Origin of the sequence: Streptomyces sp. KL109B, assembly GCF_030766935.1 — a bacterium.
GTDB lineage: Bacteria > Actinomycetota > Actinomycetes > Streptomycetales > Streptomycetaceae > Streptomyces.
The window spans coordinates 228,613-255,285 of record NZ_JASERL010000015.1 but is presented as its reverse complement, the minus strand read 5'-3'; the positions used below and the strand labels follow the sequence as shown (position 1 = coordinate 255,285).

At 72.4% G+C, this 26,673-nt stretch carries 24 protein-coding genes; 10 read left to right on the top strand and 14 right to left on the bottom strand.

Features of this window, described 5'->3' with window-relative positions; all coding sequences use genetic code 11:
* Nucleotides 1-20 precede the first annotated feature (20 nt).
* Nucleotides 21-1,280 (top strand): ROK family protein, encoded by a 1,260-nt coding sequence (locus RBJ65_RS37165; RefSeq protein WP_306319675.1) that lies wholly within the window; start codon nt 21-23, stop codon nt 1,278-1,280.
* On the opposite strand, the gene RBJ65_RS37160 is transcribed toward RBJ65_RS37165, so the two are convergent.
* The 4 genes from RBJ65_RS37160 to RBJ65_RS37145 all read right to left on the bottom strand — a co-directional run bounded on the left by RBJ65_RS37160 (nt 1,267) and on the right by RBJ65_RS37145 (nt 4,385).
* A complete protein-coding gene (locus RBJ65_RS37160; RefSeq protein ID WP_306319676.1) occupies nt 1,267-2,454 on the bottom strand; it encodes an MFS transporter in 1,188 nt (395 codons plus the stop codon). The genes RBJ65_RS37165 and RBJ65_RS37160 overlap by 14 nt on opposite strands.
* A gap of 134 nt (nt 2,455-2,588) precedes the next feature.
* Nucleotides 2,589-3,185: a TetR/AcrR family transcriptional regulator gene (locus RBJ65_RS37155; protein WP_306319677.1), complete on the bottom strand. Its 597-nt coding sequence runs from the start codon at nt 3,183-3,185 to the stop codon at nt 2,589-2,591.
* A 28-nt stretch (nt 3,186-3,213) separates the two neighbouring features.
* A complete protein-coding gene (locus RBJ65_RS37150) occupies nt 3,214-3,783 on the bottom strand; it encodes a DUF4865 family protein (protein ID WP_306319678.1) in 570 nt (189 codons plus the stop codon).
* An 11-nt stretch (nt 3,784-3,794) separates the two neighbouring features.
* Nucleotides 3,795-4,385 carry a TetR/AcrR family transcriptional regulator gene (locus RBJ65_RS37145; RefSeq protein WP_306319679.1) on the bottom strand — a complete coding sequence of 197 codons (591 nt, stop codon included), beginning with the start codon at nt 4,383-4,385 and terminating at the stop codon, nt 3,795-3,797.
* 195 nt (nt 4,386-4,580) lie between these two features.
* On the opposite strand from RBJ65_RS37145, the gene RBJ65_RS37140 reads away from it, so the two are divergent.
* From RBJ65_RS37140 to RBJ65_RS37130, 3 genes are read left to right on the top strand one after another with little or no spacing between them, the layout of a single operon-like run.
* A complete protein-coding gene (locus tag RBJ65_RS37140; protein WP_306319680.1) occupies nt 4,581-4,901 on the top strand; it encodes an SHOCT domain-containing protein in 321 nt (106 codons plus the stop codon).
* Nucleotides 4,898-5,689: an ABC transporter ATP-binding protein gene (locus RBJ65_RS37135; RefSeq protein ID WP_306319681.1), complete on the top strand. Its 792-nt coding sequence runs from the start codon at nt 4,898-4,900 to the stop codon at nt 5,687-5,689. Before RBJ65_RS37140 ends, RBJ65_RS37135 begins: the two co-directional genes overlap by 4 nt.
* Entirely contained in the window at nt 5,686-8,247 is a 2,562-nt protein-coding gene (locus tag RBJ65_RS37130; RefSeq protein ID WP_306319682.1) for an ABC transporter permease, read from the top strand. Before RBJ65_RS37135 ends, RBJ65_RS37130 begins: the two co-directional genes overlap by 4 nt.
* Before the next feature lie 32 nt (nt 8,248-8,279).
* Here the strand turns inward: RBJ65_RS37130 and RBJ65_RS37125 are convergent, their stop codons facing one another.
* The gene (locus tag RBJ65_RS37125) at nt 8,280-8,801 is read right to left on the bottom strand and encodes an ATP-binding protein (RefSeq protein WP_306319683.1); all 522 of its coding nucleotides are present in this window, start codon (nt 8,799-8,801) and stop codon (nt 8,280-8,282) included.
* A gap of 206 nt (nt 8,802-9,007) precedes the next feature.
* Nucleotides 9,008-9,355 (bottom strand): hypothetical protein, encoded by a 348-nt coding sequence (locus RBJ65_RS37120; RefSeq protein ID WP_306319684.1) that lies wholly within the window; start codon nt 9,353-9,355, stop codon nt 9,008-9,010.
* Between the two features lie 288 nt (nt 9,356-9,643).
* Here RBJ65_RS37120 and RBJ65_RS37115 point away from each other — a divergent pair, with 288 nt between their 5' ends.
* Nucleotides 9,644-10,831 carry a PLP-dependent cysteine synthase family protein gene (locus RBJ65_RS37115; protein WP_372341301.1) on the top strand — a complete coding sequence of 396 codons (1,188 nt, stop codon included), beginning with the start codon at nt 9,644-9,646 and terminating at the stop codon, nt 10,829-10,831.
* A 91-nt stretch (nt 10,832-10,922) separates the two neighbouring features.
* Here the strand turns inward: RBJ65_RS37115 and RBJ65_RS37110 are convergent, their stop codons facing one another.
* Nucleotides 10,923-11,405 (bottom strand): SRPBCC family protein, encoded by a 483-nt coding sequence (locus RBJ65_RS37110; RefSeq protein WP_306319685.1) that lies wholly within the window; start codon nt 11,403-11,405, stop codon nt 10,923-10,925.
* A 76-nt stretch (nt 11,406-11,481) separates the two neighbouring features.
* Nucleotides 11,482-12,330, bottom strand: coding sequence for a DeoR/GlpR family DNA-binding transcription regulator (locus RBJ65_RS37105; protein ID WP_306319686.1), 849 nt, complete (start codon nt 12,328-12,330; stop codon nt 11,482-11,484).
* A gap of 212 nt (nt 12,331-12,542) precedes the next feature.
* Between RBJ65_RS37105 and RBJ65_RS37100 the strand changes: the two genes are divergently transcribed.
* On the top strand, nt 12,543-14,975 hold the full coding sequence (locus RBJ65_RS37100) for a hypothetical protein (protein ID WP_306319687.1): 2,433 nt from the start codon (nt 12,543-12,545) through the stop codon (nt 14,973-14,975).
* Here the strand turns inward: RBJ65_RS37100 and RBJ65_RS37095 are convergent.
* From RBJ65_RS37095 to RBJ65_RS37080, 4 genes are all read right to left on the bottom strand, one after another.
* Nucleotides 14,945-17,350: a right-handed parallel beta-helix repeat-containing protein gene (locus tag RBJ65_RS37095; RefSeq protein WP_306319688.1), complete on the bottom strand. Its 2,406-nt coding sequence runs from the start codon at nt 17,348-17,350 to the stop codon at nt 14,945-14,947. The genes RBJ65_RS37100 and RBJ65_RS37095 overlap by 31 nt on opposite strands.
* 159 nt (nt 17,351-17,509) lie before the next feature.
* Nucleotides 17,510-18,115 (bottom strand): hypothetical protein, encoded by a 606-nt coding sequence (locus tag RBJ65_RS37090; RefSeq protein WP_306319689.1) that lies wholly within the window; start codon nt 18,113-18,115, stop codon nt 17,510-17,512.
* Between the two features lie 176 nt (nt 18,116-18,291).
* The gene (locus RBJ65_RS37085; protein WP_306319690.1) at nt 18,292-19,116 is read right to left on the bottom strand and encodes an MOSC domain-containing protein; all 825 of its coding nucleotides are present in this window, start codon (nt 19,114-19,116) and stop codon (nt 18,292-18,294) included.
* A gap of 86 nt (nt 19,117-19,202) precedes the next feature.
* Nucleotides 19,203-19,646 carry a DUF6643 family protein gene (locus RBJ65_RS37080; protein ID WP_306319691.1) on the bottom strand — a complete coding sequence of 148 codons (444 nt, stop codon included), beginning with the start codon at nt 19,644-19,646 and terminating at the stop codon, nt 19,203-19,205.
* A gap of 260 nt (nt 19,647-19,906) precedes the next feature.
* Here RBJ65_RS37080 and RBJ65_RS37075 point away from each other — a divergent pair, with 260 nt between their 5' ends.
* Nucleotides 19,907-21,052, top strand: coding sequence for a TerD family protein (locus RBJ65_RS37075; RefSeq protein ID WP_306319692.1), 1,146 nt, complete (start codon nt 19,907-19,909; stop codon nt 21,050-21,052).
* Nucleotides 21,053-21,070: 18 nt separating this feature from the next.
* On the opposite strand, the gene RBJ65_RS37070 is transcribed toward RBJ65_RS37075, so the two are convergent.
* On the bottom strand, nt 21,071-22,231 hold the full coding sequence (locus RBJ65_RS37070; RefSeq protein ID WP_306319693.1) for a glycosyltransferase: 1,161 nt from the start codon (nt 22,229-22,231) through the stop codon (nt 21,071-21,073).
* Nucleotides 22,232-22,290: 59 nt separating this feature from the next.
* Here RBJ65_RS37070 and RBJ65_RS37065 point away from each other — a divergent pair, with 59 nt between their 5' ends.
* Complete coding sequence (locus RBJ65_RS37065; protein ID WP_306319694.1) at nt 22,291-23,076, top strand: glutamate racemase; 786 nt, start codon at nt 22,291-22,293, stop codon at nt 23,074-23,076.
* 72 nt (nt 23,077-23,148) lie between these two features.
* On the top strand, nt 23,149-23,712 hold the full coding sequence (locus RBJ65_RS37060) for a hypothetical protein (protein ID WP_306319695.1): 564 nt from the start codon (nt 23,149-23,151) through the stop codon (nt 23,710-23,712).
* A 48-nt stretch (nt 23,713-23,760) separates the two neighbouring features.
* Here the strand turns inward: RBJ65_RS37060 and RBJ65_RS37055 are convergent, their stop codons facing one another.
* Nucleotides 23,761-24,846 (bottom strand): O-antigen ligase, encoded by a 1,086-nt coding sequence (locus tag RBJ65_RS37055; RefSeq protein WP_306319696.1) that lies wholly within the window; start codon nt 24,844-24,846, stop codon nt 23,761-23,763.
* A gap of 193 nt (nt 24,847-25,039) precedes the next feature.
* On the opposite strand from RBJ65_RS37055, the gene lnt reads away from it, so the two are divergent.
* Entirely contained in the window at nt 25,040-26,656 is a 1,617-nt protein-coding gene (gene lnt, locus RBJ65_RS37050) for an apolipoprotein N-acyltransferase (RefSeq protein WP_306319697.1), read from the top strand.
* Nucleotides 26,657-26,673 lie beyond the last annotated feature (17 nt).

Genomic DNA, 26,673 nt, shown 5'->3' with positions numbered 1-26,673 from the left:
ATCAGGGCGAGGAGTTGCTGATGGGCGGCGGCAAGGCGGCCTCCGGGACCGGGGGCCACACGGCGGGCGACGCGGCCGGGCGGCCACCACGGCTGGAGCGGGGCCGCAGCGCGCTCGGACCCGCGCTCGAACTCGTCCACACCGGGCGCGCCCCGACCCGCGCCGTGCTCACCGCGGAGCTCGGCGTGACCCGCGCGACGGCGGGCGCCGTCGCCGCCGAGCTGGAGGCGCTCGGCCTCATCCGCATCGACGCCAAGCCCAGCGCCGCGTCCGGCTCCCAGGGCCGCCCCTCGCACCGCCTGTCGGTGGCCGACGACGGGCCGGTGGCGCTCGCGGCGCAGGTGCACTCGGACGGCTACCGGGCGGCGCTCGTCGGCCTCGGCGGCGGCATCGTCGCGACCACGCCGGGCTGCGAGATCATCGACCCGGACCCCGCGCACGTACTGCGCTCGGTGGTGGAGGCGGGCGTGCGGCTGCTGGAGACCAGCGGCCGACGCTGCGTCGGCGCGGGCCTGGCCGTCCCCTCGGCGGTCGCCGAACCCGACGGCACGGCCCTTAACCCGCTGCACCTGGCGTGGCCGGTGGGCGCCCCGGTGCGGCAGATCTTCACCGACTGCGTACGGGAAGCGGGCCTGGGCATCCCGGCGTTCGCGGCCAACGACGTCAACCTGGGCGCGCTCGCCGAACACCGGCACGGCGCCGGACGCGGCGCCCGTGACCTGCTCCTGGTGGCGACGGGCCACCGGGGCGTGGGCGGCGCGCTCGTCCTCGACGGGCATCTGCACACCGGCAGTTCGGGCCTCGCCCTGGAGGTCGGCCACCTCACCGTGAACCCTGAGGGCCGCCCCTGCCACTGCGGAAGCCGCGGCTGCCTCGACGTCGAGGCGGACCCACTGGCCTTCCTCACGGCGGCGGGCCGCACCCCCGACCCCGGCGGCTCGCTCCTCGAACAGGCCCGTGACCTGCTTGCGAACGCCAAGGACGCCCCGGAGGTCCGCACGGCGACGGCCCTCCTGATCGACCGCCTCGGCCTCGGTCTCGCCGGACTGGTCAACATCCTCAACCCGGACCGCATCGTCCTCGGCGGCCTCCACCGCACCCTCCTCGACGCCGACCCCGAGCGGCTGCGGGCCGTCGTGGCGGACCGCAGCCTGTGGGGCCGCAGCGGAGGCGTCCCGATCCTGGCGTCGACGCTGGACCACAACAGCCTTGTGGGCGCTGCGGAGTTGGCGTGGCAGCCGGTGCTGGACGACCCGCTGGGGGCGCTCAGCGCGGGCTGACGCCGACGACCGGGACGGGCACGGCTTCCTCCACCCGCTTCCTACGCTCCGTCAGATCCGGTACCAGCGAGGCGATCCCGGCGAGCGCGAGCGCCAGACCGAGCCAGAGCGGCGCGCGCAGCCCGTACGCGTCGATGACGACACCGCCCACCGACGTCGCGACGACGATGCCGAGCGTGATGCACGAGGTGTGCACGGCGTTCACCAACGCGCCCTCATTGGCCCTGCGCTGCACCCGGACCACCATCGCCGGGTTCATCGTGACGCCCACGAGGCCGATGCCCAGCATGCACACCACGGCGGCCGTGCTCAGCTGCGCGAACAGCGCGAACCCCAGCAGGAACAGGGAGTTGAGGACGAGCCCGGCGAGCAGCACCGGCAGCGTGCGCCGGTCGGCGAGCCGGCCCACGACCATGTTTCCGATCACGGTCGCCGCACCGTACGCGACGAGCAGCAGCGGAACGGTGCCCGCGCCGAAGCCCGAGATCTCCGTGAGGATCGGGTTGAGGTAGCTGAACGCGGCGAAGGTGGCGCCGATGACGAGCGTGCTGGTGGACAGCGTCACCCAGACGCGTGCCGACCTGAACACCCCGAACTCCGAGCGCAGTTGACCGCCTTCCGTGCTCGGCGCCACCTCGGGCACCCCGACGAGCGTGGCGGCGGCGGCCAGTACGGCGAGAGCGGAGATCACCCAGAACGCGGCGCGCCAGCCCAGGTGTTCACCGACGAACGTGGCGATCGGCAGGCCCAGCAGGGTGCCGAGCATCAGTCCGTTCAGCGCCACGGACACGGCACGGCCGCGCACTTCGGGCCGGGTGAGGCGGGCGCACATCGCCAGCGCGACACCGAAGAAGGCCTGCGAGGCGATGCCGGTGACGATGCGCGCGGCCATCATCACGGCGTACGAGGACGCGAGTGCGGCCAGCACGTTGCCCGCGAGGAACACCGCGAACAACACCATCAGGGCTCGCTTCTGAGGGACTTTCAGCAGCGCGACGGTCAGGAACGGACCGCCGAACGCCATCGCGACGGCGAAGGCGGTGATGAGATACCCGATCTGCGGGATCGTCGCGTCAAGGCCATCCGCCATCTGCGGCATCAGACCCGCGACGACGAACTCGCTGGTGACCATGGCGAAGATGCCGAGGGCCAGGACGTATACGGCGCGTGGCATGGGTGTCCCTCCAGGAGACGCTGGTTTCGAGTGGTGCGTTTTGGATGGTGCAGTACAAAATCGGGGCATGGCTGACCGAGGAGTGTGCGTGTGCTGCGCTGAACGCGGAGGTGGTGGCGGAGGTGCGAGTGGGATCAGCCGGTGAGCGCGTCCATGGCGATGCGCGCCGTGGACTCCAGGACCGCACGGTCGGCGCCGCCCTGTCCGGCCACGCGCATCCCGCCGATCACGGCGTTGAGGAAGCGCGCCAACTCCTCCGGCGGGCGCCGCGAGGCGATCGAACCGTCGCGCTGCCCGGCCGCGAGCACGGTGCGCAGCGCCGCCAGCCGGACGTCCTGGTCCCGCTCCAGCAGCCGCGCCGACTCCGGGTCGCGCCCCGCGAGCTCCACGGTGGTGTTCACCGTGAGGCAGCCGCGGCTGCGCCCGTCCTTGCGGGTCGCGGCCTCGGTGTCGACCGTCATCGCGAAGTGGTCCCGGATCCGGTCGAGCGGCGCGCGCTCGGCGTCCTCCAGGATCTCCAGCTGGTTCGACGTCATCCGCTCGATGTATCGGGTCAGCGCGCGCGTGAACAGGTCGTGCTTGCTCGCGAACGTGTTGTAGATGCTGCTGCGGCCCAGTCCGGTGGCGATGCACAGATCCTGCGTGGAAGTGGCCTCGTAGCCGTTCTCCCAGAAGGCGTGCATCGCCGCGTCCAGGGCCCGCTCCTCGTCGAACATCCTCGGTCGGGCCATGAGGGGAACGCTACCTGTTTTGGATCGGTCAGTGCAATACCGGGCGCTCGGGTCGGGAGAGGTGCAGTACCTGGTAGCGGTCGCCCGGGGCCTTGGGGGTGTCGTGCGCCCACACGGAGAAGGTCAGCAGCTCCCAGGTGCGGGGGTCGATGGCGGAGGCGGCGTACAACACACCCTGCTCCAGCGCGAGTTGAGCGGTGAACTCGACCGCCTCTGCGGCCAGTTTGGGGAGGTCGGTGCCCGCCTCGATCGGGGTGCGCTGCCGCACGGCCGTCCGTGCCGCGGCTGTGTCCGCCGACCCCTCCTCGTACGCGACACACGTCCAGTGCTGGACCACCGGGCGCCCGAAGTCCTCGACGATGCCCTGGAATCCGGGGCCCCAGAGGAAGGCGTTCATGCCGGCCGGGGAGTTCCACAGGTAGAACGGCGCGTACTGGTTCACGGGGGAGCCGTCGACGCCGCGTACCCGCATCAGATAGGCCTTGGCGGCGAGGCCGGGGAAGTCGTCGAGGAGGTGTCCCTTGGTCTCGACCCGGCGGCGGATGATGTCCATGTCGTAGTCGGCGGGCAGGGTGATCTCGTACTGCATCGCGTGCATGGGCGGCATCCTCAGTGGTGTGTGCTGCCGGAAGTGGTGGGTGGGGTGGGGGAGAGGAGGGCCAGCAGGCCGCGTGTCCCCGCGTCGAACGCCGCCGTGTTCCCCGAGGCCCGCGCCAGCACGTACCCGCCCTGCACGGTCGCCACCACGGCCGCCGCGATCTCGTCCGGCACCAGATGGGACGCCAACTCGCCGCTGTCCACGCCCTCTTGGACGACCTCGGCGATCCGGCGCTCGATGTACGCGATCGTCTCGTCGACCGGCGCCCGTAGTTCATCGCTGACGATCACGTCCGGGTCCATCGTCAGCCGCCCGACGGGGCAGCCGCGCAGCACGTCGCGCTCCCGGAGCAGGTACGCGGCGATCCGCTCGTACGCCGTGCCGCCCCCGGAGAGCAGCCGGTCGACCAGGGTGCGCATCTCGGCGCCCGTGCGCTCGATCGCGGCGAGCGCCAGGTCCTGCTTGCCGGTGAAGTGGTGGTACATGCTGCCCTGGCCGACGCCCGCGCGGTGCAGGATCGCCTTCGGGCTCGTGCCGACGTACCCGCGCTCCCACAGGAGCTCGCGGGTCGTCTCGATCAGTCGCTCCTGAGTGGTGGCCATGGCCACACTGTACGTACCAGTAGTTACAGCCGCAAGGAGCAGCCCGCCCACCCACGCGTACTCCCACGGAGGTACCCGCACTGCCGCTGGCCGTACGACGACTCGGACCCCCTTCGCGAGCGAGTCTCGACTCATCACCACGAACGGCCTCCGGCACAGCGCGCCGGGCGCCACACACCATGGGAGTTGAGTCAGATGCAGACCCTCGCGGAATTCGGTCCCGGCAACGGCCCCGGACCCTGGATTCTCCTCTTCCCGCTGATCTGGGCCGCCGTGATCGTCGGCGTCGTCACGCTGCTGCGGCGCACCGTCTGGCGCGGCCGACGCGGACCCTGGCGCCCCGGCTTCGGCCCCGGCCGCCCCGGCGTCGACGAGAACTCGCCGATCGCCGTGCTCGGCCGGCGCTTCGCCGCCGGTGAGATCGACGAGGACGAGTACTGGCGCCGACTGACCGTGCTGAACGAGGAGTTCGGGCACTACGCCGCCGACCGCGGAGCCAAGGGCGGCGCGTCATGACCGCCACCGCCGCCGCCTCCACGCGCACCCCCACCACCCTCGCGGCGCGCGTCGAGAACGCCGTCAAGGTGTACGGCTCCGGTGACACCGCCGTCCGTGCCCTCGACGGTGTGAGCGTCGGCTTCCGCGCCGGAAGGTTCACCGCGATCATGGGGCCTTCGGGGTCGGGGAAGTCGACCCTGATGCACTGCGCGGCCGGGCTCGACACCCTCACCGAGGGCGCCGCGTACATCGGTGACACCGAGCTCGGCGCCCTCGACGACCGGCGGCTCACCCTGCTGCGGCGGGACCGCGTCGGGTTCGTCTTCCAGGCGTTCAACCTCGTACCGACGCTGAACGTCGCCGAGAACATCACGCTGCCGATCGACCTGGCGGGGCAGCGCCCCGACCGCGAGTGGCTCGACGCGCTCATCGATGTCGTAGGACTGCGCGACCGGTTGCACCACCGGCCCGCCGAACTCTCCGGCGGGCAGCAGCAACGCGTCGCCGTGGCACGGGCGTTCGTGGGCAGGCCCGACGTCGTCTTCGCCGACGAACCGACCGGCAACCTCGACTCACGCTCCGGCGGCGAGGTGCTGCGGCTGCTCGGCGACGCGGCCCGCCAGGCCTCGCGCGCGGTCGTCATGGTCACCCACGACCCGGTCGCCGCCGCCCACGCCGACGAGGTCGTCTTCCTCGCGGACGGCCGCCTCGTCGACCGGATGGAACGGCCGACGGCCGACACCGTCCTCGACCGCATGAAGGCCCTCGACGGGCCGGACCACGCACAGGGAGGTGTGTCGCCGTGAACGCCTCCGTGCGCCTCAGCCGCACCTCCCTGCGCGCCCACAAACGCCGCTTCGCCGGAACGTTCTCCGCCGTCCTGCTCGGCGTCGCGTTCCTCACCGGGACCCTCGTGATGGGTGACACCCTGCGCGCGAGCTTCGACTCGATGTTCGCGGGCGCCAGCAGCGGCACCGACGCCGTCGTCCGCTCCGGAAGTGTCATCACCACCCCCGGCGAGAGCCAGGGCACCCGCAGCCCGGTGGCCGCCTCGCTCGCCGACGACCTGGCGAAGGTGCCGGGCGTCGCGGCCGCCGCGCCGAACATCCAGGGCGCCGGCCAACTCGTCGGCGCGGACGGCAAACCCATCGGCGGCCAGGGCCCGCCCACCCTCGCCGGCAACTGGATCGACGACCCCGAACTCAACGCGTACCAGCTGTCCGACGGCCGCACCCCGCGCAAGAGCGGCGAGGTCGTCGTCAACCGCGGCGCCGCGAAGACCGGCGATCTGAAGGTCGGTGACACCACGACGCTGCGCACACCCGACCCGCTCAAGGTCACCGTCGTGGGCCTTGCCACCTTCGGGGGCGAGGACGGCATGGCGCAGACCACCTTCACGGGCATGACCCGCGCCGACGCCGAGAAGTACCTCACCCCGAAGCCGGGGGAGGCGTCCACCATCCAGGTGCGGGCAGGGCCAGGTGTCAGCCAGCAGGAGCTCGTCGACTCCCTGACCGGCCACCTCCCCAAGGGAGTCGAAGCCATCACCGGTGAGGAGTCGGCGCAGGAGAACACCGACATGATCTCCGGCCAGTTCCTCGGCCTCTTCACCACCTTCCTGCTCGTGTTCTCGGGCATCGCGCTGCTCGTCGCCACCTTCTCGATCCACAACACCTTCGCCATCGTCGTGGCCCAACGCACCCGCGAGAACGCCCTGTTGAGGGCGCTGGGGGCCGCGCGCCGCCAGGTCGCGCAGGCGACGCTCGTCGAGGCGGGCGCCGTGGCCGTGGTGGCATCGGCCGCCGGGCTCGTGGGCGGCATCGGCATCGCGGCCGGACTCCAGGCACTCTTCCCGGCCATCGGATTCCCGTTCCCCGAAGGGGACTTGGTCATCAGCCCGCTCTCGATGCTGCTGCCGCTGGCCGTCGGCATCCTGGTGTGCCTCGGCTCGGCGCTGCTGCCCGCCCTGCGCGCCGGACGCACCGCGCCGCTCGCCGCGCTGCGCGAGAGCGCGGTCGACGACTCCGGTGCCTCGCGCCGCCGCGCCGTCATCGGCGGGGCCCTCGGCGCCGCCGCGCTCGCGGTCACCCTCGTGGGCGTCCTGGCAGCCCCCTCGATCACCCTCGCTGGAATCGGGGCCGTGCTCGTCCTCGCGTCGTTCGTGGTGCTCGGCCCGGTCGCGTCCACCTCCGCCGTACGTACCCTGGGCGCGCCCCTCGACCGGCTGCGCGGCGTCACCGGATCCCTCGCCCGGCGCAACGCCCTGCGCAGCCCGAAGCGCACCGCCGCCACGGCGAGCGCGCTGATGATCGGCGTCGCGGTCGTCTCCCTCTTCACCGTCTTCGGCGCCTCCCTGAAGGCGACCATGGATCAGACCGTGAACCGCTCCTTCGCGGGCGACGTCGCCGTCTCCACCCCGTCGTTCGGCGCGGGCGGCAGCGGCCTCAGCCCGAAGCTGGCGCCCGCGATCGCCGAACGCCCCGAGGTGGCGAGCGCGGTCGGCCTGGGCCGCGGCGTCGCCGAGGTCGACGGCAAGGGGCGCGCCCTGACCGTCACCGACCCGGCCGCCCTCGGCACGTCCTTCGACCTCGGCACGGTCGACGGATCGATGGCCGACCTGGGCCCGCGCGGCCTCGCGCTCACCCGCGCGGAGGCCGACAAGCAGCACCTCGCGGTCGGCGACACGGCGCGGCTCACGTTCACCGACGGCACGAAGGAGGCGTTCACCGTCCGCGCCGTCTACGGACAGTCCGAGCTGGCGGGCGACTACGTGATCTCACGCGAGGCATGGGCCCCGCACCGTACGCAGGACTCCGACACGCTGGTCTCCGTCACGTTCAAGGACGGCGTCGCCACGGCCGACGGCACCAAGGCGGTCGAGAAGGTCGCGGCGGCGTACGGCAATCCGGATGTGCAGACCCGCGACGCGTACGCGGAGTCCTCGGCGGGCGGCATCGACATGATGCTCACCCTCGTCTACGCACTGCTCGCCCTGGCCGTCGTCATCGCGCTGCTCGGCATCGCCAACACGCTCACCCTCGCCGTGCACGAACGCACCCGCGAGCTGGGCCTGCTGCGGGCCGTCGGCCAGACCCGCGGGCAGCTGCGGGCGATGGTCCGCTGGGAGTCGGTGCTGGTCGCTGCGTTCGGCACGGCCGGCGGACTGGTCCTCGGCGGCTTCCTCGGCTGGGTCCTGGTCGAGGCGTCCGACGGGGCGAGCGACAGCGCCTTCGCGTTCGCGCTGCCGCCGGTCCAGTTGGCGATCGTCGCGGTCGTCGGGCTCGCCGCGGGCGCCCTCGCGGGCCTGCGCCCGGCACGGAGGGCGGCCCGCCTGGACGTACTTCGGGCGATCGCCATGGAGTGAGCCACGTATCGCCAGTGAAGATCACCGCCCGGTCAGCCTGCGACGGCCGACCGGGCGGGAGCATGCTGGGACACCCGACGCTCGAGCGCGTCGGTGCGGCGCGTGGGCTTCGCCGCGCGCACCGGATACGACGCGAGGGCCACCGCCTGGGCGGGCGCGGGCAGCGCGAACCAGACGACCTTGCCGTCCTTCCCGTCCTCACCGTGCGCCCGCACCCCCCAGCTCTGACTCACCGCGGCGATCATCGCGAGACCGCGGCCGCAGGTGGCGAGCGGGTCGGCGTCCCGTACCTCGGGGAGCCGTGGATCGTGGTCGTGCACCGAGACCGTGAGCGTGCCGCCGAGCAGCTCGATCTCCACGGTGCAGAGCTTGTCCGGCTGGGCATGCCGGTGGACGTTGGTCAGAAGCTCGGTGACCCCGAGCGCTGCCAGCTCGATCAACGGATCGAGGTGCCAGTAGCGCAACTGCGCCGAGACGATTCTGCGGACCTGACCTATCCGCGACGGCAGGGCCTGGAGCTCCACCGTGCAATGCCTGTTCGGCTGGCTGATCACGGCTGCGACTCCCCGAAGTTGAGTCCGGAAGAAGACGAAAACGGATCGAGCGGTGCGACCGTGCGGCGACAGGACCGCCCGCTCCGTGTCCGGCGGGCTGGTTCGCAGCGTCATCGCCGGTAAACCCTGAGTAGTGATGTGTGACCAGCGTGACTCAGGGGGCGTGGGCGTGCAACTTCGACGACGGTCCGCTGCGGGGTGGTGCGTTATCCGGTACGCGAGGTGGCGGCGCCGGACGCGCCGGCGGCGCGCACGGCCTCGATGAACCGCCGGGCCGTGGAAGCTCCCGCCGCTCCCGCGTCACCGGCGCCGGTCTGTCCGCCGAGGTGCAGCAGATAGCGCCGTCCGTCCACCGCGGCGGTCGCCCGGTCCTCGGAGCCGAACCAGGGCCTGCCCGCGCGGACTTCACCCAGGGGCGCGCTGTCGATCTCGCTCCCGTAGCTCGTGAGCAGTTCCAGCCTGCCGTCCGTGATCCGGATCTGTCCCGCCCGGGTCAGGGAACGCAGCCGCCGACCGATGCGCACGCCCGTCGCCGTGAACTCCGGCTCCGCCATGCCGTTTCGCCCCCTCGCGTGGGTGTCTGCGGTGCAGTCTGCACGCGTCTGGCCAGGAACACCAGTGTGCATGTGGACGGACTGTGAAGCCTTGGGTGCACCTTGTAGGCGTGCCCGTGTGCGCCCTCGCGTGCGCCCTCCCAGCCCTGCCTTTGAGGCTCCCAAAGATGCGTTTATGCAGGTGAGAAGCGTGCGCAAGGTGCTTATGATCGAGGTGTCCGGCCGCCGTCGGCGCCTCGGACCGGCGCTCGGGCGTGACGTCCGGGCATGACGTGAAGGAGCCACGCGGTGAGCACCACGGAACAAGGCCGACCCACGAGCGAGGGCACGCGGTCCTCCGGCCCCCTGCCGACGCTCGACGTCGACCACACGGACGCCGACTACCGCACGTGGCTCAAAGAAGCGGTACGAAAGGTGCAGGCGGACAACAACCGCTCGGCCGACACCCACCTGCTGCGCTTCCCGCTCCCCGAGCACTGGGGCATCGACCTCTACCTGAAGGACGAGTCGACGCACCCCACGGGCAGCCTCAAGCACCGACTGGCGCGCTCCCTGTTCCTCTACGGCCTGTGCAATGGCTGGATCCGCCCCGACCGCCCGGTCATCGAGGCGTCGAGCGGCTCGACGGCCGTCTCGGAGGCGTACTTCGCGAAGCTGATCGGCGTCCCCTTCATCGCGGTGATGCCGCGTACGACCAGCGCCGAGAAGTGCCGCCTCATCGAATTCCACGGCGGCCAGTGCCACTTCGTGGACGACTCCCGCACGATGTACGCGGAGTCGGCGGCCCTCGCGTCCCGCACCGGCGGCCACTACATGGACCAGTTCACGTACGCGGAGCGGGCCACGGACTGGCGCGGCAACAACAACATCGCCGAGTCGATCTACCGCCAACTCGCCCTGGAACGCTACCCGGAGCCCACCTGGATCGTCGCCACGGCCGGCACCGGCGGCACCTCGGCGACGCTCGCCCGCTACGTCCACTACATGCAGCACGACACCCGCATCTGCGTCGCGGACCCCGAGAACTCCTGCTTCTTCGAAGGCTGGACGACCGACAACCCCGACGCCAAGAGCGACTGCGGCTCCCGCATCGAGGGCATCGGCCGTCCCCGCATGGAACCGAGCTTCGTGCCCGGCGCCATCGACCGCATGATGAAGGTCCCCGACGCGGCGAGCGTCGCCGCCGTCCGCGCCCTCGAATCCGCCATCGGCCGCAAGGCGGGCGGCTCGACGGGCACGGGCCTGTGGAGCGCCCTCAAACTCGTCGCCGAAATGGTCGCCTCCGGCCACACCGGCAGCGTCGTCACCCTCCTCTGCGACCCGGGCGACCGCTACCTCGACAAGTACTACTCCGACGAGTGGCTGGCCGCCCAGGACCTGGACATCACCCCGTACGCGGAGTCGATCACGCGCTTGCTGGAGACGGGCGAGTGGCGTTGCGGCGGCCCGGCCAAATCAAGCTCTTGCGGTGACTGACGGGGGCGTGACCCGGGCAAATCAAGCCCCTGCGGCGATTGAGCAGCGGGGTCCGGGGCGGAGCCCCGAGTCCGCAACCACGTCACCCGGTTCACACACTCGCCGCCGACAACTTCCGGTCAAGCGCCCCCACCGCATCCCGAAACGCCCGCCCCAACCCCGCCTTCGCCAACTTCATCCCCACCCGCACCCCAGCAGGCGCATCCACGGCAAACGTCCACTGAACCCGCGCCCCTCCACCGGAAACCCCCTCGATCCGCCACTCCTCCAACAACGCCCGAACCCCCGGCACATTGGCCTCGTCGACCCGATACGCGTACACGCCGGAGGCCTCCGCCGCGACGATCGTCTCCAGGAACCGCGTCCCACCCTTGAGCCGAATCTCCCGCCGCGCCCCACCATCCATCGGCCGCGCCAGCGTCACCGCCGAGAACCACGTCGGCCACCCGACCACATCCTCGGCAAGCGCCCGGTACACGGCATCCGGCGCCGCCGACACCTCACGCGCGAACACCAGCCGCAGCGGCGCACTCTCGACGAAGTCGAGCTCGACGGGGCGAAGACGGCGTGCCATGAAGACCCATCCCCCAACAGTTGATTGCGGTGACTCCGGCTGAACTCCGGGCCCGGCAACCATAGCTGGCACCCCGTCAGATGTCTGTACCGCCCTCCGGCGCCTCCGGCGCCTCGGTCTCCCCGGCCACCACGAGCCGCATGTGCTCGGCCACCTCCGCGCGCGCCTCGACCGGCAGCCCGCCGTCCGTCACCAACGCGTCCACCTGGTCCAGCGTGGCGAACGAACTCAGCCCCACCGTCCCCCACTTGGTGTGGTCGGCGACCACGACGACCCGCCGCGCGGACTGCACGAGCCGCCGATTGGTCTCCGCCTCCGCGAGGTTCGGCGTGGAGAGGCCGGCCTCCGGGCTTATCCCGTGCACCCCGAGGAACAGCACATCGAAGTGCAGCGCCGCGATCGCCTGGTCGGCCACCGGACCCACCAGCGAGTCCGAAGGCGTCCGCACGCCCCCGGTCAGCACCACCGTCGCCGCCCCCTGCCGGGAGGTCGCCGCACCGCGCTGCGCGGCGTGGAACACGTCCGCCACCCGCACCGAGTTCGTGACCACCGTGAGGTCCGGTACGTCGAGCAACTCCTTGGCCAGCGCGAACGTCGTCGTACCACCGGAGAGCGCGATCGCCGTACCGGGCGCGGCCAGCGGCGCCGCGGCCCGCGCGATGTCCTCCTTGGCGGTCAGCTCCAGGCCCGACTTGGCCTCGAAGCCCGGCTCATGGGTGCTGGCCTCGACGACCGGGACCGCCCCGCCGTGCACCTTCTCGACGACACCCTGCCGGGCCAGCGCGTCCAGATCGCGCCGGACCGTCATGTCGGAGACACCGAGCTTCCTGGTCAGCTCGTTGACCCGGACGCCGCCGCGGCGACGCACCTCGTCGATGATCAGGGCGCGGCGCTGCTCCGCGAGGAGGTTCTGATTCTCGCTCACGTCCGTCGGATCCCTTCGCCTCGTCCCGCCTGCCGCCACCGCCGTACCGGCCAGCGCTTTCGCGTCATCCTCGCACGCGCCACCGACACCCGGACCACCACCTGCGCGGCATGCGGTGAACGGGGCCGGGCGCATCGGGGAGATTCCGTGACGAGGGGTGCCCGAGTGGACGTTGAGCCGCGATCCTGGTCCTGTTCAGGAACGGGGGACACATGAATACGACACCATCCACCGAGTCGGCATCCACCGAGTCGGCATCCACCGAGTCGGCCACCGAGCCGTCCACGACGCCGGACGAGACCGCCCTGGAACTCCTCGTCCACGGAGTCGGCGGCACCACACCTCAGGAGATGCTCGACGACCCGCAGACGGTGCGGGTGTCCGGCGACGACACGGCCGCCGTCTTCCGCCGCGGCGAGGACGCCGACGCGGAGGACCGCCCCGACGACTACCGGGGCAAGCCCGTCCCCGAGGCGTACGTGTGGTGCAACCTCACCTCGGGCAACGGCTCGCGCGCCCTGTGGCTGCTGCTCCTGCCCTTCATGGTGGCGAACCTGTCGCACTGGATGCGGCCCAACGCCCGCCGCAAGTCCCGCAACGTACGCCTCTACGGCCTGCTCGTCCGCCTCGTCTCGCTCACCCTCACCGTCCTCCTGGTCGGCGCCGCCTGCGAGGTCGCGCTCGACCTGACGGCCTGGCAGTGCGCGGGCACCGCGGCCTGCGCCGAGCAGCGCGCCTGGCTCGGCTTCCTCTCCGTGGACGCGCACGGCGGTGGCGGCTGGTGGAGCCAGCCCGGCCGCCGCCTCGCCCTCGCCTCCCTCGTGCCGACCGCCCTCGCCGTCCTCCTCTGGTACCTCTCGCACCGCACCTGGAGCGCGTACGAGACCCAGCGCCCGCTCCCGCACATGCCCGAGCCCACCGACGGCGAGGTCGACAACGCCCTTGGCAGGCCCGGCTTCTGGTACGGGCGCCGCCTCGTGGCACGCCTGCGCAGCGCGCACACCGCGGCCGGATTCCTCACGGTGGCCGCCGCCGTCGGCACGTCCGCGGCCCGCTTCGACCGGGAGGCGGGTGGGCCAGCCCTGCTCGACGTACTGGGCTGGGTGATCGTCGCCGCGTTGGCCGCCGGAACCCTCGCCGTCATCGGCGTCGTCGTGCACCGGGGCCGCAAGGAGAACCGCGTCGACGACACCCTGGACCGCACCGTCGTGCGCTTCCTGCCCTACGCTTCGCTCGCCCTGCTCGCCGTGACCATGGTGTACGCGGCCTGGTCGCGCCCCGGCTGGCATTCCTCCGGACGGCTGCCGGGCGACGCGACGTTCGGCGGCATCGCCCTCGTGCAGGGCGCGTTGGTGATCGTCCTCGCCTTCGTCGCGCACGCCATCTACCGCACCGCCCGCGACCCACGCACCGCGCTGCGCGGCCTCGGTGGCCCCGCCACCGCGATGCTCGCCTGCGCCCTCGGCGGCGTGATGACCGGCGGGATAGCGCAGCGCGTCGCCGACTGGCTGGACGGCACCAGCGGCCTCATCAAGGGCCCGCCGGTGCTGCTGTCCTGGCAGGCCTCCGTCATCCCGCCGCTGCTGATCGTGCTCGCCGTCCTGTGCGCGGCGCTCGCCTGGCGCACCGCACGCATCAAGAAGCGCGAGACGGTCCAGGTCGCGGCCGACTACCACCTCGACGCCAAGCCGGGCGACACCACCGAACCGCCGGACGCCGCCCGCACGGAGCGCATCGCGGGCACGCGCGCGCGTGCCGCCCTCACCGACAAGGCGCCGTTGATGATCGGCGTCGTCTCGTCGGTGACGCTGCTGCTCGGCGCGCTGGCCATCGTCGGTGCCTGGACCACGGGCAAGGTGCCGGCGACGGCGTTCCAGGGGTCGTACGCGATCGTGGAGGGGGCGGCCGAGTCCGCGCAGGCCCTCGGCTCCTGGCTGATCGGTCTCGGTTTCATACTCTTCGTCACGTGGGGGCGCCGCGCCTACAAGGACGCGTCCGCGCGGCGCACCATCGGCATCCTGTGGGACGTGGGCACCTTCTGGCCGCGCGCCGCGCACCCCTTCGCGCCCCCGTGCTACGCCGAGCGCGCCGTCCCCGACCTGACCTGGCGCATGGCCACCTGGACGCAGGCCACCGGGGGACGCCTCATCCTCTCCGGGCACTCCCAGGGCAGCGTCCTCGCGGCGGCCGCGGCCTGGCAACTGCACCCCTCCGTAAGGAAGCGCGTCGGACTGCTCACCTACGGATCGCCCCTGGAGCGGCTGTACGGGCGCTGGTTCCCCGCCCAGTTCGGGCCGGAGGCGCTGGCCTCGCTGCACCGCCAGGTCGACTGCTGGCGCAATCTGCATCGCGGGACCGACCCCATCGGCGGCCCGATCAACCTGCCAGGCGAGTGCGGCCCCCAGGTCGATCATGCGGCGCTCCTCGACCCGCTCGCGTACGGCCGCACCCCCCAACACCCGCTGCCCGCACCGATCCTGGGCCACGGCGACTACCAGGCCGACCCGGTCTTCGCCCAGGAACGCGCGCGGTTGCTTGCCCGCCTCAAGCCGGGCGGCGTACCGCAGCAGCGGCCGGATGCCGAGGGCGGGCAGGCTGAGGGGGAACAGGCCGTTCAGGGCAGTTCCGGCAGGTCCTCCGCGTAGAGCAGCGTGAGCGCGTCGGTGTCCAGGGCGTCCAGCTGGGCGACCCGTCCTGCGTGCCGCTCCACCATCGACTCGAACGTCTGCCGCGCGGTGCGGCCGTTGCCGAACGCTGGCCCCTTCGGGAGCGCCGTGAAGTACTTGAGCAGTGCTTCCGGCGTCCCGTCGGCGAGGCGGTACTCGTGCTCGTCGGCCTGCTGCTCCACGATCCGCAGCAGTTCGTCGGGCACGTAGTCGGAGAACGTGATGGTCCGTGAGAAGCGGGACGCCACACCGGGGTTGGTGGACAGGAAGCGCTCCATCTCCGCCGTGTAGCCCGCGACGATCACGACGACCTCGTCGCGGTGGTCCTCCATGAGCTTCACGAGTGTGTCGATCGCCTCGCGGCCGAAGTCGCGCCCGGAGTCCTCAGGGGAGAGGGCGTACGCCTCGTCGATGAACAGGACGCCGCCGTGGGCCCGTTGGAAGGCCTCCTGGGTGCGGATCGCGGTGGAGCCGATGTGCTCGCCGACCAGGTCCACCCGGGACACCTCTACGAGGTGTCCCTGACCGAGCACGCCGAGCGCCGCCAGGATCTCCCCGTACAGCCGCGCCACCGTCGTCTTGCCGGTGCCGGGGGAGCCCGTGAACACCAAGTGCCGCCGCACAGAAGCCGCTTTGAGACCGGCCTCCTGGCGCCTGCGGCCCACCTCGATCATGTCGGTGAGCGCCCGCACCTCGCGCTTGACGCTCTCCAGGCCCACCAGAGCGTCCAGTTCACCGAGGACGTGCTTGGACGTGCGGGACGGCTGCGCGGCCTCCTGAGGGGCCGCTGAGGGCCGCTGATCGGGCACCGCGCTGAGCAGCCCGGCGGTCTGTGTCGCGGTCTGCACGGCCGGCTGCGCGGCGGCCGTCGCGCCGGGGCGCACCCCGCCGCTCTCGTCGCTCGTGCAGTCCTCGATCAGCGGACCGTCCTCGGCGAACTCGTAGCCACCGCGCGAACACCGCTCCGTACGGCACTTCTTGAGGCTCGTACGGCACCCGTCGATGACGTGGAACCCGAAGCCGCCACTGCCCGTGACCCGGCAGCCGTGGAAGCTGCCCCGGCCGCCCGCGGACACGTAGAACCCGGCTTCGGCGGGGGAGGAGACCGTGCAGCGCTCGATCGTCGGATCGGCGCCCTTCGTGACGATCACGCCCGTCTGGGTGTCGTCCACCGCGCAGCCCGCGAGCGTGCCGCCGCTGCCGTGGTCGCGGAACCAGGCGCCCGTCGCGGCCTCCCGGATGCGGCAGTCGTCGAGCTGCGCGGTCGCGCCGTCGCTCACCGACACCGCCGTGTTGCGGACTTGGGAGAGGTCGCTGTCGACGACGTCCACGCGCGAGCCGCGATCCAGCACGAACAGCGCGTCCGGAACGTCGTGCACCCGGCAGGACTCCAGCACGGCGGTCGCGCCGTCGCTGACCCAGACGGCCGGATAGTCGCCCGTACTGTCGTGGATCTCGCACTGATTGGCGTCCACGCGCGTGCCGGGGTCCCACACCGACAGGCCGTTGCGCCCGAACTGCCGCACCGTGGAACGCGTCAGCGTGAGCACGGAGCGGGAGCGCAGGTCGATCGCGTTCTCCGGCACGTCGTGCACGCGGCAGTCGGCGAGCGTGAGCACCGCGTCCGTGTCGAGCGTGACGCCGTCCCCGGTCGTGCGGTGCACGTCGCAGTCGGTCAGGTGCGCGGCGGCCCGGCCGGTGATCTGCACACCGGAACCCTTGACCTCGTACACCTCGCAGCCCACGGCCTCCAGGCCGGAGTGCTCACCGGTCGCGGACAGGCCCGCACCCGACGTGTGGTGCACCCGGCAGCGCTCCAGGCGCGGGTGCGCGCCACCGCGCACCGCGACGCCCGCCTGCCCGGCCGCGACGACCTCGCACTCCTCGAACACGCCGCCCCCGCCGTCGAGTACGGCGATGCCGACGCCTCCGGGGTTGTCGACGGTGCACCGCCGCACCGTGGGCCGCGCGCCGCCGCGCACCTCGACGCCGGCCGCGGACCGCGTCACCACGCGGACTCCGACGATCTCCGGGGCGCCCTCCTCGACGAGCAGCGCGGGCGACGCCGCGTCCTGCCCCTCGACGTGCAGGTCACGCACCGTCGCGGAGGCCCGTACGGTCACCGCGACGCCGTCCGACGGCGCGATCCGCACGGAACCGGGCGAGCCCTCGGGACCACGCACCGTCACGGCCCGCCGCACCACCAGATTCTCCCGGTACGTGCCCGGGGCCACGGTCAGTACGTCGCCGTCACCGGCCGCCTCCAGGGCGGCGGCGAGCGACGCGTACTCACCCGTGCGGCGCCGCCATCGCGACGTGCTGGTGTGCGTCACCTGGACCGAGCCCTGTGCCATGGTGCTGATCTGCCCCCACCTCGTCGTGCGCCGGAAGTGGGCGCGCCGCGCGCGCCGTTGCTGCTGCCACTTCCCGTGTTCTGCCTGCCAAAAGGTGGGTCCACCGTAGCGTGCGCGGGGCACGGCGGTTGACCAGAGCCACGAGCCTGCCGGCCGCCGTCAACTGCCCGTGCCGGTCCTGCCCCAGTCGGGTCCCGCGATGTCCCAGGCGCTGTCCCAGCGCGCGTACCGGCGGCGCATCATGCGCCACAGCACCAGGCGCCTGCTGCCCTCCACGAGCCCGGTGACGGCGACGGCGGCGCCGAAACCTGCGAGCGCCGCGTGTGTGGCGGCCGTGGGCCGGTCGAGCGGCCGGGCGACGGCGCGGCCCTGATCGTCCGTCCACACCGGGAACCTGTCGCCGTGGTGCGGCGTGGTGAGCGGGGCGACGACGCGGTCCTGCCGCGGCGTGCCGTCCGGCGCCTTCCAGGACGCCACCACGCGCGTGTGCGCGTCCCGTGCCGTGGAGGTCTCCGGGTCGGAGTCGAGCGGCGGTTGTGCCAGCTTCTTCACCACGGTCGCCGTGACCTCGTGGCGCATCCTGTGCTGCTCCTCAACCGATCGGTACAGAGCGTCACGCGACAGGGACCCCGCGATGACGCCGAGCACCGGCGCGGCGACGACGATGAGGATCAGAGCGACCAGGGCGACCCAGGCCTCGGCCAGGTCAGTCCCGCGGCGCACCGGATTGTGGCGCCAGCGCCAGAGCCCGATCAACGCTCGCACGGTCTGCACCCCCTTCCGGGTCCGTCTTAACCCCGAACGGCAGCGCCCGCATGTCGGAGGAGAGAAGAGAGAGCGACATCACCTGGCTTGCTCGCCCCTGCCCACCGGCGCTTCCGACGCTGCCATTGTCTCTCAACGAGCATGCCGCGGCGCCGGGTTCCCCGGCCGGATGACGGTTATTCGAGGATCGTCAAGGGATCTCCGATCCGGACGGTGCCGGTGGACTCGGGCACCAGATTCGTACCGAAGCACAACTGGTCACCGAAACGACGGTGCCGCGCCAGCGTGCGCAGCGGCTCCTTGCCACGCTCCGCTGTCTGCTGGTTCGTCGTCGTCACCACGCAGCGGCCGCTCTTCTTGGTGATGCGGAAGGCGACCTCGCCGATCGCTATGCGCGACCAGTCGTCCTCCGCCCACGGAGGGGTGCCGGAGAGCACGACATTCGGCCGGAACCTGTTCATGGGCAGCGGGCCCTCGTCGGAGTGATCCCCTTGGGCGATCAACGAGTTGAGGGCGTCGAGGGAGGAGAGCGTCGTCAGGAGCAGCGGGTAGCCGTCGGCGAAGCTCACGGTCTCGCCCGGGCGCGCGTACTCGGGGTCGATGGGGCGTCTGTGCGCCGGGTCGTCCAGGTGCATCAGGCGTATCTCGGAGTCCAGGTACGCGCTCCACCACGCGTGTGCCGCGTGGTCGGCGGGGACCGCCTCGACCTTGTCCGACCAGACCTCGATCGTGCTCGTCGACCCCGGCTCGGGAACCTCGACGGTCAGCGGGTCCATCCCAGGAGCGGACACACGAATGCCGCCGCCGGGCAACTGCTCGGCGGCGGCCAAGGCCAGCCGCGGATGCGGCCGTTGGGTGACGATCTTGTCGTCTGCGCCCACCAGCACCCAGCGCCGGTCTCCGGCCAGGCCCCATGGCTCCACGACGGCCTCACGCGGAGCGTGCCCCCGGACCGCCTTGAGCGGGTGGACGTGGATCGAACTGATTGCTGGCTGCGACATGCCGGCAATTCTGCCAGCAGCCACGGACATCGCCCGTGGCGACGGGGTCGGAGCGGGCTGGGCCGGGTGGTCCCGGCCGTGTCGGGTCAGTAACCGCGGTACTGCTGGCGGTTGTAGGGATCCTCGTACGGCGCGGGGGCGGGGCGCGGCGTCGCCGGGCGCATCGCCTCGTAGCCGGTCGCGGGGCCGGGCGCCGGGCGCTGCGGCTGCTGTTGGGCCTGCGGGCCCGGGTAGCCGCGCGGGGCGCTCGCCTGCTGCGGGATGTACGCGGTCGGGGCGGCCTGCATCGGTGCCTGCTGCGGCTGCGGGTAACCGTACTGCGGCGCGGGCGCGGAGGGCGCCGACGGCAGGGCGGGCAACGCGGCCGGGAGCGCGGGGAGGTGACTGTTGCTTTCGTACGCGGAAGGAACCCGGATCGGGGCGATCTGGGGCGTGCCCCGCTCTGCGACGAGAGAGTCGTAGATCGGGGTGTCCGGGAAGGACGGCGCGGAGTAGTAACCGCCGCCATATGTGGAGCGGGGGGAGGTCATGACACATAAGTTAAGCCCACGATGTGGTCGTTGGGGTAGACCGATAAGAGGGTTCTTTTGCGTGTCGTGTGTGACCGCGCGTCCTCAATGCGAGCGAACTTGGGAAAAACGGTCGTCGGACGGGCACGTTTTCCTGTAGGGCCCGAGTTTTCGGTGGGTTACCGGCGGTTGGCCAGTGATCTTCGAACATGCCTCTGGGGGGTAGAAGGCACCCGGGAATACCTTGGCCGGTAAGCCGAAGGCCGGCGTTGGGGGCGGACATGACAATACCTAAAGGATCGAATGTCGCGCTGACGGCTTCGGCCGTACGCGTCGAATTGGGCCGACGTTCAGGCCCCGGAGTCCCCGACGTCGATGCCTCGGCGCTCCTGCTCGCTTCCGGAAAGGTGCGTTCCGACGCGGACTTCGTGTTCTACAACCAGCCGGAGCACGCCTCCGGAGCGGTGCGGCACGAGGGCAGGTCCACGAGCGGCGGCGCCGTCACGGACACCCTCTTCGTCGACCTCGCGCGCGTGGAGCCCGCCATCGAGCGGGTGGTCCTCGCGGCGTCGGCCGACGGCGGGACGTTCGGTCAGGTACCGGGCCTGCACATCCGCGTCGTCGACGCCACCGACGCCACCGAACTCGCCCGCTACGACAGCGCGGACGCGACGAGGGAGACAGCCTTCGTACTCGGCGAATTGTACCGGCGCCAGGGAGCCTGGAAGTTCCGCGCGGTGGGCCAGGGCTACGACAGCGGGCTCGAAGGCCTCGCGACCGACTACGGCATCACGGTGGACGAGCCGCAACACGCGCCGCCCACCGCGCGACCGACGAAGGTGACGCTGACGAAGGCCGCCCCCGCCGTCTCCCTGGCGAAGCAGGGCGGCACCTCCGGAGCACTGCGCGTGAACCTCAACTGGCAGGTGCGCAAACAGCTCCGCGGCCGGGGCCTCGACCTCGACCTGTGCGCCCTGTACGAACTCGCCGACGGCAGCAAGGGAGTTGTCCAGGCCCTCGGCAACGCCTTCGGGGCGCTGCACCAGCCCCCGTACATCCAACTCGACGCCGACGATCGCAGCGGAAGCCTCGCCACCGGCGAGAACCTGACCATCAACCTCGACCACACGGAAGCGTTCCGCCGCATCCTCGTCTTCGTCACCATCTACGAAGGCGCGCGCAGCTTCGCCGACCTCCACGCGACGGTCACGCTCCAGCCCGCCCAAGGGGCGCCGATCGACTTCTCCCTGGACGAGTGCACGGTGCCGTCCCCGGTGTGCGCGCTCGCCCTGCTCACGAACAGCGGCGGCGACCTGACCGTGCGGCGCGAGGCCCGCTACCTCGTCCCCGACCGCGGCGTCAGCCCCCAGCGCACCGTGGACCGCGCCTACGGGTGGGGCATGAACTGGACGCGGGGCCGCAAGTAGCGCGCTGCGGTGGACCGTTCACCCCTGGTCGGGCGCCGCGTACGTGCGTCCCTTCCAGGCCGCGCCCCGCCCCCTGTAGTGCTGCACGGCGGAATCGACCGTCATCAGGAGGTACAGCAGCGCGGTGAACGGCAGTAGGGGCGCCAGCCACAACGTCTGCCCGTAGTAGCGCAGCATGGGGAGGTACGTACCCGCCATCACCGCCCAGGCGAGCGCGCCCAGCACCGCCGTCGGTGTGCTGCCGGTGAGTAGACCCGCGATCAGCGCGGCGGGCGGCACCAGATACACAAGGGCGAGCCCGAGCACGGTGGCGAGCAGCACCAGCGGGTTGTGCCGCAGCTGTGCGTACGCGCTGCGCGACACCATGCGCCACAGATCCGCCAGGCGCGGATACGGCCGCACACTGTCGACGCGCTCGGCCAGGCCCAGCCAGATCCGCCCGCCCGAACGCTTCACGGCCCGCGCGAGCGACACGTCGTCGATGACCGCCTGCCGGATCGCGTCCGGGATCCGCGCCCGCTGGGCCGCCTCGGTGCGCAACAGGACACAGCCGCCCGCCGCCGCGGCCGTGCGGCCCTCCGCGGCGATCCAGCGGAACGGGTACAGCTGCGCGAAGAAGTACACGAACGCCGGCACCACGAGCCGCTCCCACACGCTCGCCACCCGCAGCCGCGCCATCTGCGAGACCAGATCGAATCCGCCGGTGCGCGCCGCCGCCACCAACTCCCGCAGGCTGTCCGGCTCGTGCGCGATGTCGGCGTCGGTCAGGAGCAGGAACTCGGGCTCACGCGCGCGTGCCAGGGCGATGCCGTGCCGCACCGCCCACAGCTTCCCGGTCCAGCCCGCGGGCGGCTCGCCCGGCGAGTCGACCGTGAGCGCGAGCCCGCCGAACCGCTCCGACAGGGCCCGCGCGACCTCACCCGTGCCGTCCGAGCTGCCGTCGTCCACCAGGAAGATCTCCGCCCGCCCCGGATAGTCCTGGGCGAGCAGCGACGGCAGGCTGTCCGGCAGCACCTCCGCCTCGTCCCTGGCCGGCACCACGACGCACACATCCGGCCAGTCCTCGGCGTCCGTGCGGGGCGGCAGCCGCAGGTCGGTACGCCAGAAGAAGCCCTGGCACAGCAGCAGCCACACCCATGCGGCCAGCGAAGCCGCGGTGATCCACGCAACGACGTCCATCCGCCGCAGTCTGCCCCACCGGCACGGGCGTTGTCGGAGCCATCGTCTATGGTTTCCGGGTGAAGATCGCGCTGATGGACTCCGGAATCGGACTGCTCGCGGCCGCCGCCGCGGTACGGCGCCTGCGCCCGGACGCCGACCTCGTGCTCTCCTCCGCCCCGGGCACCATGCCCTGGGGGCCGCGCACCCCGGAAGACGTGACCGAGCGGGCGCTCGCCGTCGCCGAGGCCGCCGCCGCGCAGGGCCCGGACGCGCTGATCATCGCCTGCAACACGGCCTCCGTGCACGCCCTGCCCGCGGTGCGCGCCCGCCTCGAGCCGCGGATCCCCGTCATCGGCACCGTCCCCGCCATCAAGCCCGCCGCGGCGGGTGGCGGCCAGGTCGCCATCTGGGCCACGCCCGCGACCACCGGCAGCCCGTACCAGCAGACGCTGATCCGGGACTTCGGAGGCGGCGCGCAGGTCACGGAGGTGCCCTGCCCCGGCCTTGCCGACGCCGTGCAGTGGGCCGACGAGGACGGCATCGACCGGGCCATCGAGGCCGCGGCCGCCCTCACTCCCCGTGGCGTAAGGGCCGTCGTCCTGGGCTGCACCCATTACGAGCTGGTCGCGGAGCGGATCCGCGACGCCGTGCAGCAGCCGGACACGGACCGGCTCGTCCTGCACAGCAGCGCGGGCGCCGTCGCCGCGCAGGCGCTGCGCCGGGTCGGCGCGGGCCCGCAGCCGGAGCCGGGCGTGCGCGGCCGGCTCACCGTCCTCCTGGGCGGCCGGGAGGACACGCTCCCCAAGGAGGCCCTCGCCTACGCGGAAGGCCGCGAGCTGCGGGCGCTCAGCCACGCGGGCTGAGAACCCGCCTGGTCCGGCCCCTCGTGCCCGCAAGGCAGTGCCGTAAACGCGGAACCTGAGTAGGCTCGAATCATGAGGGAACACGCCCCCGACGAGCCCGCAGGGCGACGCTCTTCCGCCCCCGCGACCGATATCTGGACCGGCCGCGCACACAACCGTGTGCAGTGGCTCCTGGCCTGTGGTGGGCTCGCCTGCCTGGCCCTGGGCATCGAACTGGCCGTGGACAACTCGTGGGCCACGGGGATACTCGCCCTGGCCATGTCCGTGGTCGGCCTGATCGCCGTGGGCCTGCTCATCCTGTTCGGCACCCTCGCCTTCCTCCATGTCGCCGTGAAGGTCGACAAGGACCACCTCGAAGTGCGCTGCGGCCACGTCGGCCTGCCGCGCCGCCGCATCCCGCTCGCCCACGTGGTCGAGGCGGACTTCGCGCCCCGCGTCACGCCCCGGCAGTGGGGCGGCTGGGGCTACCGCTGGCGCCCGGAGATCGGCACGGCCGTCGTCGTGCGGCGCGGTGAGGGCGTGGTGCTCCACCTCGGCGACGGGCGCAGGTTCACGGTGACCGTGGACGACGCGGAGAGCGCCGTGCGGCACATCCGCGACCGGCTCAAGCCGACCGCCGCGGGCCCGGTCGTCTGACGCACACAGGACCCGGCCCACGAGACACGGTCGCCCGGCCCATGAATCTCAGTCGCGGCCGCTCCGGAACACCCCCGGGGCGGCCGCTTCGTCGTCCGGTGGCGCGTCCGTGAGGGGCTCCGCCGTGGCGATCCCCGCGAGCAGGCCCACGCCCGCCGTCACGGTCGTGAAGCTGAGCGCGTTGCCGACCGTCGCCATCGTCGCCACCGCGGTCAGCGCGGCGCCCGCCGCCAGCACCACCTGCGTCGAGCGCGCGGAGCGCCACAGGACGTACAGCAGCCAGCAGTAGGCCGTCGCGAGCAGCAGCACGCCGACGACGCCCTGCTCGGCCGCCACCTGGAGGACCGCGGAGTGCGGCTTGCCGTCGGAGAGCGGGAACTGCGCGAGCGTCGGGCTGAGGTCCTCGAAGCGGCCGGGGCCCGTGCCCAGGGTGGGATCGTTCTCGGCAAGGTGCACGGCGTCGCGCCACAGCAGGACCCGCCGCTGCGACAGCCACGTCTCCAGGGACGCCGTCGGACCCGGCGGCAGGGCGTTCTTCGCGAGGGCCACACCGATGCCGGCCACGACGGCCGTCGTGAGACCGAGGCCGGTCAGGCCGGCCGCGCGGCTCCGTAGGCGGGCCGCCGCGAGCGAGCACAGGACGACGCCCACGCAGGCCGCGATCCCGGCCGGGGAGTCGACGACGGCGGCCACCACCGCGCTGCCCGCGGCCAGAACGTGCAGCACGACCCGCGCGGCCGGGCGCCGCGCCGACCACGCCGCGCAGCACAGCGCCCCCGCCGACACGGCGAGCAGCGCCGCCGTCGCGCCGACCCGGCCCATCGGCGTCACGACATCCGGGGTGGGGACCGCGTACGGGGTGGTGAGCGCGAGACACAGGCCGCCGAACCCGACCGCGCAGGACGCGGCGACCGGGACGAGCGCCCCGCCGATCCGCCCGCACGCATACCCCGCGACCACGGCGAGCACCGCCAGGAGCACCCCCTCCGGCCTGCCCGCGCGGGCGGTGGCGCTGATCAACGACCACGCCGCGCAACACCCGAGAACCGCCACCCCCACGGCGTCGGAGGCCCCGCCGTGCCGCCGCACGGCACCGCCCGTCCCCGCACCGGCCGACCACCCCGTCGCACCCACCCGCCGCCCCCCGACGTAGACGGGCCCCGGACGCCGGGCCGGACGCGGCCGCGTTGTCGGGACTCGGGCACACGGTAACGGCTGGTGGATCGCGGCGGGCCGGTGTTGCGCAGGAACGATGCGGCGCGGAGCCGCTGCGGTGGGTGCCGAACCGGCATGTCGGGCTGACAGCGACGCGCCGTACACTCCCCGGGTGACCGCCACCGCACCTCCCGTAGCCCCGTCGGACGAGCCCGCCGAGTCGTCCGGTCGCCGCTTCCACCTGCGACGGTTCGTGCCGCTCGCGCTCGCGGTGATCGCCGGGCTGCTCCTGTACGTGAGCGTCCCGCCGCGGGAGCTGCCGTGGCTCGCCCCGATCTCCTTCGCGCTGTTCGGCGTGGCCGTGTACGGGCGGCGGCTGCGAGCGGGCTTCGGCCTCGGACTCGCCTTCGGGCTCGCCTACTTGGTGCCGCTGCTGTCGTGGACGGGCGTCGACGTCGGTCCGCTGCCGTGGCTCGCGCTCGCCGCAGCGGAGGCGCTGCTCGTGTCACTCGCAGGCATGGGCGTCGCCTATGTGTCGCGCCTCCCGCTGTGGCCCCTGTGGGCCAGTGCGATCTGGATCGCGGACGAGGCACTACGCGCGCGTGCCCCGTTCGGCGGGTTCCCCTGGGGGAAGGTCGCCTTCGGGCAGCCGAGCGGCGTGTTCCTGCCGCTGGCCTCGCTGGGCGGCACCCCGCTGCTCGGCTTCGGCGTGGTCCTGTGCGGCTTCGGGCTCGGGGCTCTCGCGCTGCGCGTCAGGAAGATCCGCGGCGCGGCCCCCGGCGACGCGGCGACGGGCAACTGGAAGGACGGGAAGCTCGCCGCCGCGGCCGCGTTCACCGTCGCCCCGATCGTCGCCGGAGCGGTCGTGATGCCCTTCGTGGCGACCTCCGCCGAGGCGGGCACCGCGCGCGTGGCGCTCATTCAGGGCAATGTGCCGCGCATGGGCCTGGACTTCAACGCACAGCGCCGCGCCGTCCTCGACTACCACGTACGCGAGACCATGAAGCTCGCCGCGAAGATCAAGTCCGGGGAGGTCAAGCGCCCCGACCTGGTGCTGTGGCCGGAGAACTCCTCCGACATCGACCCGTACGTCAACCAGGACGCCTACGACGAGATCACCAAGGCCGCACAGGCCGTCGGCGCCCCGATCTCGGTGGGCGCCGTGGTCACCGCCGCAGACGGCACGCCCCGCAACCGGCTCATCCAGTGGGACCCGAAGACCGGTCCCGGCGCCGTCTACGACAAGCGGCATCTGCAGCCCTTCGGCGAGTACATGCCGTACCGCGGCTTCTTCCGGATCTTCAGCAAGGACGTCGACCGGGCGGGGAACTTCGTCCCCGGCAAGAAGGCCGTCGTCTTCGACATGGCGGGCACCAAGGTCGGCAACATCACCTGCTACGAGGCCGCGTTCGACGACACGGTGCGCGACCAGGTCCGTGAGGGCGCGCAGATCCTGTCCGTGCCGAGCAACAACGCGACGTTCGAGCGCAGCCAGATGACCTACCAGCAGCTCGCCATGGACCGGGTGCGGGCCGTCGAGCACGGCAGGGCCGTGATGGTCCCCGTCACCAGCGGGGTCAGCGCCGTGATCGCGGCGGACGGCTCCATCGAGCAGCGCACCGGCATGTTCGAGCCCGCCACGCTGCTCGCCGACGTCCCCAAGCGCACTTCCCAGACGCTCGCCACGCGCGTGGGCGCGTGGCCCGAGGCGCTGCTCGTGGCGATCGGTGTCGGTGGCCTGGGGTGGGCCGTCGTACGGGCCCGCGCGGGGCGCCGCTCGGAGGGCTGACGGGGCCCTTGGCCTGC